The 12,702-nt window shown below is 67.4% G+C and carries 12 protein-coding genes, 1 tRNA gene and 2 pseudogenes; 10 read left to right on the top strand and 5 right to left on the bottom strand.

Annotated elements, in window-relative coordinates; translation table 11 throughout:
- From HUW53_RS17720 to HUW53_RS17705, 4 genes and pseudogenes are all read left to right on the top strand, one after another.
- Positions 1–676: pseudogene (locus HUW53_RS17720) on the top strand (hypothetical protein); the annotation flags it as partial.
- The gene (locus tag HUW53_RS17715) at positions 663–2,432 is read left to right on the top strand and encodes a BatD family protein (RefSeq protein WP_237347083.1); all 1,770 of its coding nucleotides are present in this window, start codon (positions 663–665) and stop codon (positions 2,430–2,432) included. The pseudogene HUW53_RS17720 and the gene HUW53_RS17715, both read left to right, overlap by 14 nt.
- Before the next feature lie 86 nt (positions 2,433–2,518).
- The gene (locus HUW53_RS17710; protein ID WP_237347082.1) at positions 2,519–2,833 is read left to right on the top strand and encodes a hypothetical protein; all 315 of its coding nucleotides are present in this window, start codon (positions 2,519–2,521) and stop codon (positions 2,831–2,833) included.
- A 128-nt stretch (positions 2,834–2,961) separates the two neighbouring features.
- The gene (locus HUW53_RS17705; protein ID WP_237347081.1) at positions 2,962–4,176 is read left to right on the top strand and encodes a type I restriction endonuclease; all 1,215 of its coding nucleotides are present in this window, start codon (positions 2,962–2,964) and stop codon (positions 4,174–4,176) included.
- Positions 4,177–4,182: 6 nt separating this feature from the next.
- Here HUW53_RS17705 and HUW53_RS17700 read toward each other — a convergent pair whose 3' ends face one another.
- The 5 genes from HUW53_RS17700 to fabI all read right to left on the bottom strand — a co-directional run bounded on the left by HUW53_RS17700 (position 4,183) and on the right by fabI (position 9,127).
- Entirely contained in the window at positions 4,183–4,878 is a 696-nt protein-coding gene (locus HUW53_RS17700; RefSeq protein ID WP_237347080.1) for a 3-oxoacid CoA-transferase subunit B, read from the bottom strand.
- Positions 4,878–5,531, bottom strand: a complete 654-nt coding sequence (locus tag HUW53_RS17695) for a CoA transferase subunit A (RefSeq protein WP_237347079.1) — start codon at positions 5,529–5,531, stop codon at positions 4,878–4,880. The genes HUW53_RS17700 and HUW53_RS17695 overlap by 1 nt, the downstream gene beginning before the upstream one ends.
- A 121-nt stretch (positions 5,532–5,652) precedes the next feature.
- Positions 5,653–6,864: an acetate/propionate family kinase gene (locus HUW53_RS17690; RefSeq protein ID WP_237347078.1), complete on the bottom strand. Its 1,212-nt coding sequence runs from the start codon at positions 6,862–6,864 to the stop codon at positions 5,653–5,655.
- 1 nt (position 6,865) lies between these two features.
- On the bottom strand, positions 6,866–8,266 hold the full coding sequence (locus tag HUW53_RS17685; protein ID WP_307500332.1) for a bifunctional enoyl-CoA hydratase/phosphate acetyltransferase: 1,401 nt from the start codon (positions 8,264–8,266) through the stop codon (positions 6,866–6,868).
- Between the two features lie 96 nt (positions 8,267–8,362).
- A complete protein-coding gene (gene fabI, locus HUW53_RS17680; RefSeq protein ID WP_237347077.1) occupies positions 8,363–9,127 on the bottom strand; it encodes an enoyl-ACP reductase FabI in 765 nt (254 codons plus the stop codon).
- Positions 9,128–9,478: 351 nt separating this feature from the next.
- Here fabI and HUW53_RS17675 point away from each other — a divergent pair, with 351 nt between their 5' ends.
- From HUW53_RS17675 to HUW53_RS17650, 6 genes and pseudogenes are all read left to right on the top strand, one after another.
- Positions 9,479–10,243 (top strand): SDR family NAD(P)-dependent oxidoreductase, encoded by a 765-nt coding sequence (locus tag HUW53_RS17675; protein WP_237347076.1) that lies wholly within the window; start codon positions 9,479–9,481, stop codon positions 10,241–10,243.
- Between the two features lie 174 nt (positions 10,244–10,417).
- Positions 10,418–10,493: transfer RNA gene (locus tag HUW53_RS17670), tRNA-Lys, on the top strand.
- 486 nt (positions 10,494–10,979) lie between these two features.
- Positions 10,980–11,182, top strand: a pseudogene (locus HUW53_RS22140) (integrase core domain-containing protein); the annotation flags it as partial.
- A 30-nt stretch (positions 11,183–11,212) separates the two neighbouring features.
- Positions 11,213–11,908 carry a restriction endonuclease gene (locus HUW53_RS17660; RefSeq protein WP_237347075.1) on the top strand — a complete coding sequence of 232 codons (696 nt, stop codon included), beginning with the start codon at positions 11,213–11,215 and terminating at the stop codon, positions 11,906–11,908.
- 333 nt (positions 11,909–12,241) lie between these two features.
- The gene (locus tag HUW53_RS17655) at positions 12,242–12,409 is read left to right on the top strand and encodes a hypothetical protein (RefSeq protein ID WP_237347074.1); all 168 of its coding nucleotides are present in this window, start codon (positions 12,242–12,244) and stop codon (positions 12,407–12,409) included.
- Between the two features lie 71 nt (positions 12,410–12,480).
- Positions 12,481–12,666 carry a hypothetical protein gene (locus HUW53_RS17650; RefSeq protein ID WP_237347073.1) on the top strand — a complete coding sequence of 62 codons (186 nt, stop codon included), beginning with the start codon at positions 12,481–12,483 and terminating at the stop codon, positions 12,664–12,666.
- Positions 12,667–12,702 lie beyond the last annotated feature (36 nt).

Below are 12,702 nucleotides of genomic sequence, written 5' to 3'. Positions count from 1 at the left end.
AGGGGGAGGGCAAGGGGGTCAGGGCGGCGGCCAGCAGGGCGATCAGAAGTCGGCAAATAATCAATCCGACAGCTCCGACAAGAGTAAGGGCGGCGGCAAGGCGGACGAAAAATCGAACGCCAAGGCCGACCAGAAGCCCAATGCTCCGAAGCCCGGTGATGGTAAGGCCGAAGACGGCAAACCGAACCCGAAGCCGAATGACGGCAAGGGCCGCGATGACAAGGCGCGCGATGAAAAGGGCAACGACGGCAAGCCGCAGGATGCCAAGCCCAAGGTGGACTCCCCGGCCCAGCCGAAACCCGACGCGTCGAACGACGCTAAAGCGGACCCCAAGGCGGATCCAAAGCCCGGCGTCGGAGGTGGTAAGCCGGCTCTGAATCCCGCGGATAAGGCGCCCGGCGCGGACAAGCCGCAGCCGGCCGATGCGGCGAACGCTCCGCCGCCGAGCCCGCCGCCCCCGCCGTCCATGGCTGTCGGTCAGGGCGGCCAGGACGACCGCGACAAGGCGGACCAGGGCGCTCCGGGCGCGGTGATGTTGCGATCCATGAGCGAGCAGGACCAGAACAGCGAGCAGGCGCTGCGCATGGTGCCGGATGATCCGGCCGGGCTGCTGCGGGCCCGGATTCGCGCCTATTACGGCGGCAGCGGCGCGGCGGTGCAAGATGAAGACAAATAGCCGCTTCCGCCCCTGGCTGGCGCTGCCGGTCGCGGCGCTCCTCGCCGGCCCGGCCGAGGCGGCGAGCGTGTCGGCCGCGCCGGACCGCTTCGTGGTGCCGGCCGGCGAAACCTTCGACTTCATCGTGAGCCTGACCGATGGCGAGAGCTGGCAGCCACCGGACGTGAGCGCGCTCGGCCGCGATTTCGAGATCGTGGACCGCCGCCGGGCGAGCCATGCCGAAATGGTGGATGGCAAGCCGGTCCATGTGGACCAGTGGGTCATGACCCTGCTGCCCAGGCGCACCGGCACGCTCACCTTGCCGCCGGTCACCGTGGGCGGCCTCGCCTCGGCGCCGGCGCAGGTGCAGGTGGTGCCGGCCGCCGCGGGGCAGGTGCAGACCGACGACGAGCCGCTGTTCGTGCGGGTGGAGGCCGCCGCCGGTCCCGCTTATGTCCAGAGCGACGTGCCGGTTACCATCCGCATCTATGACGCCATCGGCATGCGGTCCGGCTCCATGGAGAAGCCGCTCGCCGACGGGGCCTCCTTCACCGAGGACGGCGGCCAGCGCAGCTACGTGAAGACCGTCGGCCGGCGGCGCTACCGGGTGATCGAGCAGAGCTACCTGATGCGCCCGCAGAAGAGCGGCGTCATCACTATTCCCCCCGTCAGCCTCAATGCCAGCGTGCCGGGTTTCCAGGGCAGCTCGGTGGCGTCCGATCTGCCGAGCCTGCTCGGTCGCAGCGGCTTCGGGGAGCCGGGCCAGCGCACCGTGACCGTGAAGTCGCAGCCGGTGTCGGTCCGCGTTCAGCCGCGGCCCGAGGGGGTGACGGGCTGGTTCCTGCCGGCGCTGGGCGTCACCTTGTCCCAGCAGTGGTCGGCGCCGGTGAGCGACATCAAGGTCGGGGACACGGTGACCCGCACTCTCACCCTTGTCGCCAAGGGCGCGAGCCCCAATCAATTGCCGCCGCTGGACCTGGAGCCCGTGGATGGCCTGCGCCAATATGTGGAGGAGAGCCGCACCGATGCCACTCTCATCGACGGTATGGCCGGCGCGGTGCTCACCAAGCGCTTTTCCCTGGTGCCGACACGGCCCGGCTCCTTCACCCTGCCGGCCATTGAGGTGCCCTGGTGGAACCTTGCCACCAACCAGCAGGAAAAGGCGGTGCTGCCGGCGGTGACGCTGGAGGTGCGGCCGGGCGCGGAGCCGCTGGCGCCGGCCGCGCCCGCATCCCCCGCCGCCGTGGCCCGGTCCCCGGCGTCGACGGCGGAGGCGCCGCCGGCCGGCGAAGGCCTCCCCGTCGCCCGGTTGCTGCGGGAGAACCGGCTTGCGCTGGCGCTTCTCGCCGGCGGTGTCGCCGGCGCGCTGGTGCTGTTCATGTGGTTGGGTCGCCGCTCCCGCGTGATGAACGCGACAGCGGGGAATCCGACAGGGGGTCCCGCAGCACCGCGTCGGCGCCGTGGGCCGCTGCGTGCGGCACCTGTGGATCCGGAGCAATTGATGGCGGCCTTGATCGCCGCCTGTCGCAAGGGCGAGGCCCGCGCCGCCCATGACGCCTATGGGCGCCTTGCCCGGCTCGGCCTGTTTGCCGCGCCGCCGGCCGACCTGCAAAGCGCCGCCGCCAGACTTGCGCGCCATCTTTATGGCGGCGAAAGCCGTGATTGGAACGGGCGGGCGCTGCTGGCGGCGGTGCGGCGGGCGGAGCGGCGGCGGGTCCGCGCGGGCAAGCGGCCCTCCGGCGCCCGGCTGGCGCCGCTCTATCCCGGCAGCCGCTGAGGGACAGTGGACCGGATCTTGCTTGGTTGCCGGCATTGCCGACCCGTGCGCCAGCCGCTTTTTGGCGCCCCGCCTTGGAGCCTGTCATGCCCCTCGATCTCAAGACCGAATGGACCGATGCCGATCTCGCAAAGCTCATCGCCTCGGTGGTGGACGACCGCGACTGGCGGCTGGAGGTGAATACTTCAGGCGTCGCCGATCTCGCCGACAAGACCGCCAACCCCACCGGGGCGGACTATGACGACATGCTGCATTGCTATTTCGAGACCTGGATGGCCGGCACCGATTTCGTGGGGCCCTCGGCGGCTGGCGATAAGACGCTGGTCGGCAAGCTCGCCACGGCGCTGAGGGCCAATTATCCGAGCCTGAAGGCGGACAAGTTCGTCTATGTGGACCTGTAACGCCGGGCCAGGTGCGATCTGCCGTTTCCGTGTGGCGGGTGCATGATTTGAAGTTGTGTTTTAAGCCGGAACACGCTCTCATTGGCGCTTCTCAGGCGCATTGACGAGAGCGTGCCATGGATGCGGGCGTGTTGTCAGAGTTTCGGGACAAGCTGACCGAATTCGCCAAGCGCGCGGTGACCGCCGCTCCGCGTTGCCAGAATGAGGAATCCACCAAGATGTTCCTGGTGGTGCCGATGATTTCCTTCCTCGGCTACGACCACATGGACCCCAACGAGGTGTTTCCGGAGCATCATTGCGACTTTTCGGAAAAGTATAAGAACCGGGTTGACTTCGCCATCTTCAAGGGTGGTGAGCCGGTGATCGCCATCGAGACCAAGCCGGCCAACGCGCCGAGCCTGCGGGATGATCGCGGCCAGCTGCGCAGCTATTTCAATGCCGCGCGCACGGTGAAGATGGGCATTCTCACCGACGGGCTGATCTGGGAATTCTACGCCGATTCCGACGAACCCAACATGATGGACGCCAACCCCTTCCTGCGCTTCGACCTCAAGGAGGTGGCGCGCGGCAAGGTGGATGATTCGGCTCTCGAAGGCTTGAGCAGCCTGGGCAAGGCCGTGTTCGACCCGGACAATATTGGGGCCGAGGCCAAGCGCAAGCACATCTACAATTCGGTGCTGGCGCAGGTGGGCGCGATCTTCGCCGATCCACCGGAGGAGTTTTCCCGCCCGCTGCTGAAGAAGGCCGGCATCGGCCACATTTCGCAGAAGGCGCTCGACGAATACCGGCCGCTGATCCAGGCGGCGCTGCGCGAGTTCATCAGCCGGCAGATCCTGCACCGGCTCGACCTGCCGAAGCCGGACGCCGCGGTTCCGACCCCCACGGTGCCCGAGAGCCAACCCGCGCCGTCCGCCGCCGACGCCATCGTCACCACCGAGCGGGAGCTTGCGGTCTATGCCTGGACCCGCCAGCGCCTCGCCTTCCTGGTGCGCGACGACACTCTGTTCGCGGAGATCGCGGCGGTGGACTATCGTGATTACCAGGGCAAGTTCGTCGTCTTCTACAAGATGGAGCGCAAGGGGCGGCTGTTCGAGTTCGTCGAATCGAAGACCGGTGCCGGCTATCGCTTCCTCTTTCCCGATGAGAGCGGGCTCGCGCCCGGTGACGTCTCGGTCACGTCATTGACGGAAATCGACGAGCCGCTGCTCGCCGTCTTCAAGGCGCGTGTCTTGGCTATCGGCAAAGGCGTGGAAAGATCCGGGGCGGAAAAAGCCGGCGGCGAACGCCGCGCCGACAAGACCACGGACACAGGCGAAAAGGCGCCCGCCGGAACGGGCGCCTGAACACTGTCAGCCGAGCACCATCTCGGGCACTTCGTCGGGGACGATGAGCTTGGCGGAGGTGGCGGCCAGGATGGTCTCCACCGACACCCCTGGTGCCCGTTCCTGCAGCACGAGGCCGTCGTCGGTGGGGCAGATCACCGCCAGATCGGTGACGATCAGCGTTACCCGCCGGGCAGCGGTGAGGGGCAAGGTGCATTCGGGCACGATCTTGGGCTCGCCCTTGGCGGCGTGCTGCATGGCGACGATCACCGCCTTGGCCCCCGCCACCAGATCCATGGCGCCACCCATGCCCGGCACCTTCTGGCCCGGCACCATCCAATTGGCGAGATAGCCCCGCTCGTCCACTTGCAGGCCGCCCAGAACGGTCAGGTCGAGGTGACCGCCGCGGATGAGGCCGAAGCTCATGGCGCTGTCGATGGAGGCGGCGCCCGGCACCGCCGAGACGAAGCCGCCGCCGGCATCGGTGAGATAGGGGTCTTCCATGCCCTCCGGCGGATGGGCGCCGAGGCCGATCACCCCGTTTTCCGCCTGGAAGAACACGTCCGAGTTCGGCGGCAGGAAATTGGCGACGAGGCTCGGCAGGCCGATGCCCAGGTTCACCAGCATGCCGGGCTTCAGCTCCTGCGCGACCCGGGCGGCGATGATGGACTTGGGGTCCCAGGCCTTGTTCGCGGCGGTTGCCGTGTTGGTCGTGTTGCTCATCACGCGGCCCTCGCCAGAAGATGGTCCACCAGAACGCCGGGGGTGCGCACTTCGTCCGGCGGGATGACGCCGACGGGCACGATCACATCCGGCTCGGCGATCACGGTCTTGCCGGCGAGCGCCATGATCGGATTGAAGTTCTGCGCCGTGAGCGAATATTCGAGATTGCCCACGTAGTCCGCCTGCCGCGCCGCGATGAGGGCGAAATCCGCGTGGATGGGAGTTTCCAGCAGATAGCGCCTGCCGTCCACCTCCACCACCTGCTTGCCCTCTTCCACCGGCGTGCCGATGCCGGTGGCCGTGAGCACCCCGCCGAGGCCCATGCCGGCGGCGCGGATGCGCTCCACCAGCGTGCCCTGGGGCACCAGCTCCACCGTGACCTCGCCGGAGATCATCTTCTGCTGGATCTCGGGGTTGAGGCCGATGTGGGACATGATGGCGTGCCTCACGGCACCCGCATGCACGAGGCGACCGATGCCCTTGTGGGGCAGGCCGGCATCGTTGGCGATGACGGTGAGGTCGCGCACGCCGCGTTCCACCAGCGCGTCGATCAGGCGCAGCGGGCTGCCGACCGCCATGAAGCCGCCGATCAGTACCCGTGCCCCATCGGGGATGAGCGCCGCGGCGTCCTCTGCTTTGATGGCCTTTTTCATGGAGTTTCCTCTCGTCTCGCGCGGCAGGCCGGAGCGACCGGACATGCCGCCGTTCGGGGCGATTTCGTAACGCGACCGTGGGTGGCCGGGTGGATCGAGGTCCCGCCCGGCCGGGTCGCGGCTATTCGGCGGCCTGCGCATGCTGACGGGCCAGAAGGCTCTTGCAGGCGCGGGCGATCACCAGTTCCTCGTTGGTGGGGATCACCATGATGCGGGCGCGGCTGAACTCGGTGGAGATCACGCGGGCGCTAACGTCATTCTGGTCATGGTCGAGCTCGAGGCCGATCCAGCTCATGCCCTCGCAGATGCGCCGGCGGATCTTGCGCGAGTTCTCACCGATGCCGCCGCAGAAGATGAGCGCGTCGAGGCCGCCGAGGGCGGCGGCGAGGCCGCCCAGCTCGCGGCGGATGCGGAACACGAAATAGTCGATGGCCTCGTGGGCCTCCGGCACATCGGCCGCTTCCAGGGTGCGCATGTCGTTGGAAATGCCCGACATGCCGAGCAGGCCGCTCTTGTAGTAGAAGAGGTCTCGGACCTCGTCGATGGTCTTGCCCTCCTGCTGCACCATGTAGAAGATGACGCCGGGGTCGATCTGGCCGCAGCGGGTGCCCATGGGCAGGCCGTCGAGGGCGGTGAAGCCCATGGTGGACGCCACCGAGCGCCCGCCAAGAATGGCGCACATGGACGCGCCGTTGCCGAGGTGGGCCACCACCACCCGCCCGTCGTGCAGCAGCGGTGCGATGGTCTTCAATTCGCCGGTGATGTATTCATAAGAAAGGCCGTGGAAGCCGTAGCGGCGCACGCCCTTGTCATAGTATTCGCGTGGCAAGGCGAAGGTGTCGTTCACCTTGGGATGGGCGCGGTGGAAGGCGGTGTCGAAGCACGCCACCTGCAGCGCCTCGGGGAAGGCGGCCTGGGCCGCCTCGATGCCGGCGAGGTTGTGCGGCTGGTGGATGGGCGCGAACGGCGAGAGGTCCCGCATCTCGTTCATCACCGCCTCGGTCACCACCACCGGAGCGGAGAAATGCGGGCCGCCGTGCACCACGCGGTGGCCCACCACGCAGGCCCGTGCTTCCGGATACTGGGTGCGCAGCACGCCGAGGGCGGTGGCGAGCGCGCTGGTGTGGTTGGAGGCCTCGGACGCGGTGAGCTCGCGCGTGATGGCGGGCGAGGCCGGCGACAGGGTGGCCTTCAGCTTCGGCTTGCCGCCAATGCTGTCCACCTGGCCGACCGCCATCAGGGTCGGCTCCGCCGGCCCTTGTGCGATGTCATAGAGGCTGAACTTCAGGGAAGACGAGCCGGCGTTGAGGGTGAGGGCGACCGGGCGCACCATGTCACTCGGCCTCCTTGGCCACCGCCGCCATGCGGGCTTGATGCACCACCGCCACCGCGCAGGAGGCGAGCCGCGCCTTCTCGCCGTCGGCGCGCGAGGTGAGGATGATCGGAACCTTGGCGCCCATCACCAGGCCCGCCGCCTCGGCGTGGGAGATGAAGGTGAGCTGCTTGGCCAGCATGTTGCCGGCGTCGAGGTCCGGCACCACCAGCACCTCGGCCCGGCCGGCCACCGGCGAGAGGATGCCCTTGATGCGGGCGGCGGTGATGTCCACCGCATTGTCCATGGCGAGCGGCCCGTCCACCAGGCCACCGGTGATCTGGCCGCGCTCGGCCATCTTGGACAGCAGCGCCGCGTCCACCGAGGAGGCAATGGCCGGGTTCACCGTCTCCACCGCCGAGAGCACGCCCACCTTCGGGGTCTCGATGCCCAGCGAGATGGCGAGATCGATGGCGTTCTGGCAGATGTCCATCTTGGTGAGCAGGTCGGGCGCGATGTTGATGGCGGCGTCGGTCACCAGCAGCGGATGCGACAGGCCCGGCACGTCCATGACGAAGATGTGGGTGAAGCGGCGGCCGATCCGAAGGCCCCGCTCCTTGCGCAGCGCCGCCTTCAGCAGCTCGTCGGTGTGCAGGTGGCCTTTCATGAGGGCCTGGGCGCGACCGTCCGCTACGATGTCCACCGCCGCGTTGGCGGCGGCGGCATTCTCCGGCACGTCGATGACCTCGACGCCGTCGAGGCTCAGGCCGAGGGTCTTGGCCGCGGCTTCGATCTTGCGGGCGCTGCCCACCAGAATGGGGGTGATGAGCTTTTCCCGCATGGCGAGCAGGGCGCCGCCGAGGGACGCCGGCTCCTCCGGCGCCACCACCGCCACCGACAGGGGCGGCAGGGCTTCGGCCCGCTGCAGCAGCGCGTCGAAATGGCGGTGGCTTTGCACCACCAAGCCCGGCAGCTCCTGTTCCTCATAGGTGTATTTGGCCTTGGGCGCCTGCACCACCGCTTCGCCTTCCACGAGCAGCAGCCCGTCCGACACGCGCCTGACCTCGGTGGAGAGGCGCACCGACCCGTCGGGGTCCTTGTCGATCACGGACACTTTGGCGTTCAGCTCGTCGCCGGCGGACGCGCGGGCATGGAAGCGGAACGTCTGGGTGCGGTAGAGGGTGCCGGGGCCGGGCAGCACATTGCCCAGCACCGCGGAAATCAGCGAGCCCACCCACATGGAGGGCGCCACCACCACGTCTTCCTTGCCGTCCCCGTCGATGTCCTGGTTCGGCAGGTGCATGGGGTTGTGGTTGCCGGAGACATTGGCGAAGACGATCAGGTCGTCGGTGGTGCAGGAGCGGCGCAGTTCGGCGCTGTCACCCGGCTTGAGCTCGTCGAAGGTCTTGTTTTCGCGCATCATGCGGTGGCACCTTACCTTGGATTGGTCCGGGAAGGAACGTCGGTTTCCCTGCCTGGCGAAGGCGCGGCTGGGGGGCCGGCGCGCGGAGCGGGATGGTCAGCCGATGATGCTGTAGCCGCCATCGATGAGATGCACGCCGCCGGTCACATTGGCGGCCTCGCGGCTGGCGAGGAAGGCGGCATAGGCGCCCACGTCCTCGATGGTGGCGAGCAGGTGCGTGGGTGCGCGCTCGGCGGCGAGTTCCAGCAGTTCGTCGAACTCGGCGATGCCGGAAGCGGCACGGGTCTTCAGAGGTCCCGGCGAGAGCGCATGGATCGAGATGCGCTTCTCGCCCAGCTCCGCCGCCGCGTAGCGCACGGAGGCTTCGAGCGCGGCTTTCACCGGGCCCATGATGTTGTAATTCTCCACCACCTTCTCGGAGCCGTAGAAGGAGACGGTCATGCAGGTGCCGCCGCGCGTCATGAGCGGCTCGGCGCGGCGCACCATGCGCAGGAAGGAGTGCACCGAGACGTCCATGGCCATGGCGAAACCCTGGCGGGAGGAGTCCACCACGCGACCGTGCAGGTCTTCGCGCGGGCAAAAGGCGATGGAATGCAGCACCGTGTCCAGTCGGCCCCAGCGCTCCGCAATGGCGGCATAGACCGCATCCAGCTGCGCGTCGTCGGTGACGTCGAGGGGCAGGATCAGCTCGGCCCCGATGGATTCGGCCAGCGGCCGGACATGGGGTTCGGCCTTGGCGTTGAGATAGGTGATGGCAAGATCCGCCCCCTGCTCGCGGAACGCCTTAGCGCAGCCCCACGCGATGGATTGGTCATTCGCCACGCCCACGACAAGCGCCTTCTGCCCCGCCAGCGAAAACATGAGAGCCCTCTCTCTATCCCCGTCCATGATTTTCACGCCTAGAGCAAATCGGCTGCAAATCAATGACGGCATTGCAGCATGCGCAAGCGCGGAATTGTGCTTAGCACAAATTTACGGAAAGCTTCGATGCCGCCCGCCTCGGCTTCGGCCGTGAAGAAGAGCGGCGCGGCCTCCGGGAAATATGGTTCCCGGCGCGGTCGTGTTGCGGGCCGCGAAAAGCGCCATGCAAAGCTTGCTCCGCCGGCGGTGCTCACCTAATAAAACGAGCGCTCGCTCAAAAAATGGTTGGCGAGCGGCGCGCCAACGGGCGCCGTGGAAACGCAAGGCGCCGCCGGCGCGGGGGAGGCACCCATGGGGTTTCAGGTCTCGCTGGAGAATCGCGCGGTGCTGGTCACCGGCGCATCGCAGGGTCTTGGTGCCTTCTTCGCCGAGCGGCTGGCGGCGGCGGGGGCCAGGGTGGCCCTGGGCGCGCGCCAGGTGGAGGCCTGCGCCGCGCTTGCCGAACGGATCACCGCGGCCGGTGGCCGCGCCATGCCGGTGGCGCTCGACGTGACCGACGCCGGCGCGGTGGCGGCGGCGGTGGCGCGGGTGGCCGAGGGGTTCGGGCGGCTGGACGTGCTGGTCAACAATGCCGGCGTCACGGCCACCGTGCCGCTTCTCGACATGAGCGAAGCCGAGTGGGACCGGGTGGTCGAGACCAATCTCAAGGGCGCCTTCCTGGTCGCGCAGGCGGCGGCGCGGCGCATGGCGCAGGACGGCGGCGGCAACATCGTCAATGTGGCGTCCATCCTGGGGCATCGGGTGGCGGGGCAGGTGGCGGCCTATGCGGCCTCCAAGGCGGGCCTGGTGCAGCTCACCCGCTCCATGGCGCTGGAATGGGCGCGCTACGGCATTCGCGCCAACGCCCTGTGTCCCGGCTATGTGGAGACCGACATCAACCGCGCCTTCTTCGCCACCGAGGCCGGGCAGGCGCTGGTGCGCCGGATCCCGAGCCGGCGGCTGGGCCGGCCGGAGGATCTGGCGGGGCCGCTGCTGTTCCTGTGTTCCGAGGCGTCGCAATACATGACCGGAAGCGCCCTGGTGGTGGACGGTGGACACCTCGTCTCGTCCCTGTGACACGCTGTGGCGGCGCGGCGTGCGCCAGCCCCGCACGAGGGCGCGAGGCGGGGCCTCGCCGATCCCTGCCGCGGCCGAGTTATCCCCAGGCGGCTGCATTTTTTCATGGGAAGAGGCTTGCCAGCCCCCGAGGGGTTTGTTACATCGGCGACCTCTTCCGGGGCAACTCGGAACGGGCGCATAGCTCAGTTGGTAGAGCAGCTGACTCTTAATCAGCGGGTCCAAGGTTCGAGCCCTTGTGCGCCCACCACTCCTAAAGAGTGATAACGCTGATAATTGGACCCGGGCCGCCCGCTATGGGTCCGCGAGCTCCTTCCCCATTGACCAAAAGCAAACCGATGCGCTCATGGGCGTCTGGCTTCTCATGGCTGGGGCAGGCTGTCGCTTGCCGTGCTGTCAGTTGGATAGATGCTCCCTCAGCCCACGCGGGTGCGAGTGGTCCCCGAAAATTGGACGGGGAGCTAAGCTCGGTTCGGCCTGAGGGACGGACGAGCGCCGGGGAAAAGGAAGCGGCATTCCGCGGATTGCGAGGCGAAGGTGGCCCTGGAGGCGCTCCGCGGGGAACAGGCGGTAGCGCAGTTGGCCGCCAAGCATAGCGTCCACCAGACCATGATTAACGCCCGAAAGAAGCAGGTGGTCGAGGGGATGGCCACGGTGTGGCTCCGGCAGGGCCACGCGGTAGGACGCAAGCGCGTGCGGCGCCTCATGGCCTGCGTGGTCTTCGCCCGCTGGTAGAGACAATATGTTCATCGAGCGCTCTGGCGCTCCCTGAAATACGAGTGCACCTACCTCAAGGCTTTCGAGACTGGCTCCGAGGCGTGGGCCGGGATCGGCCGGTGGATCACTACCTATAACGGCGCGAGGCCCAACTCGGCCCGCGCCGGCAAGACACCGGAGGAGGCCCACAGGGTCGGCGACGGCATCGATGTGGCGGCGTAGCCGACACCAGAACCAAGCTGACTTGGCGATGTGAAGGGTGTTGCCCAACAAGAAATCAACCTCCGCGACCTCAAGGAGCTTCCTGCGCCTATTGCGACGACAGGAGCGCAATCCGAAATCGTCCGCCGCATCGAAACCGATCGACCGCCTCGCGGCCGTGGTCCGCTGCGCGTGCACGCTCACCCCCGCGCCGGCCTGATGGATGCGCCGGGGCGTGGCCGGGCGGGCGCTGCTCGCCCGCGCCCCGCCGCGCATCGACGTGACCTTGCTGGAAACCGATCCCGTCTTCCGCGATTTCTATCGCGGCCCCGGCGAGAGTGCCGGGGAAAACGCGGTCGGCACCGCGCCGCCCCCGCCGCCGCCCGGCAGCTCGGCCGCAGCGGCGACGGCGGGGTTGATGGCGTCATCAACGAAGACCGGCTGGGCCTCGACCGCGTCTATGTCCAGGCCAAACGCTATGCGCCGGGCAATGGGGTGGGGCGGCCGGACGTGCAGGGCTTCGTCGGCAGCCTGGTGGGCTTCGGCGCCACCAAGGGCGTGTTCGTCACCACCTCCGCCTTCAGCACTCAGGCGCGGGATTTCGTGCGCCACCTCACCCAGCGCGTCATCCTCATCGACGGCCAGCAGCTCGCCGACCTGATGATCGAGCACAACGTCGGCGTCCGCCTCACCCGCGCCGTCGAGTTCAAGCGCCTGGACGAGGACTTCTTCGCCGACGAGGAATGACGGCGGCGCCAGCCGGCCGGCCCTCGGCCCAGGGGCCTTCCCGCTCCGGCGCGCCGACGGCCCACCGGCGGGAGAGATCTTCGCGGGCGAGCGCTTCAGCATGGCGGGGAACGCGGGATTGTGATATCTATATCTCGGGTCTTGATCCGTGCAGGGGCAGAACTGGAACCGCTCGCTCAAGCTCGGTACCAGGGGGCAGGAAGGTGTTTCCCAATGCCTGGGCTGGGGAAACCCCACGGGCAGGTTCCTTCACGCTCAAAATTGACTTTCATGAATGGCGAATGCGTGGCCAACCACTTCGTTCGTGGTGGCGTGGGGACAGGGGAGACGGACATGACACCGCACGCACCCTCAGTACCGGTTTTCATCGTCTCCCTAGTCCTGGCCGCTCTCGCGCTTCTCGGCCATATCGTGCTTATCCCCTTCTTCACGCTCTATGGCTTCTGGTTTGTGTTCCTTGCTTACGCGATCCTCGCCATCGGCTGCGTCATCAAGACATGATCACGCATATTATACTGTTTTAATCTGCATTTTACGCATGAAAGCGTAAAAGAACCGGCAGGAAAAACGCCATGATCAGCTTGGTTATTGGAATTTTGATCATTGTCGTCGTTGGCGCAATCCTGTTCTGGGTCATAGATAAGTTTTGTCCGGATGCGCGGCTGGCCTATCTTCTCAAGCTGCTCGTCGTTCTCGTCTGTCTGGGCGCCATCATATCTCGACTTCTTCCCATGATGGGCTATCCATCCTTTTTCTAGCTATCCCTGAATGATGGGTCCGCGCGGTCCCGCCGC

This window comes from Xanthobacter agilis (genome assembly GCF_021730435.1).
Lineage (GTDB): Bacteria > Pseudomonadota > Alphaproteobacteria > Rhizobiales > Xanthobacteraceae > Xanthobacter > Xanthobacter agilis.
Note: the sequence above shows the minus strand (reverse complement) of the source record. Positions and strands in the feature narration are given on the sequence as shown.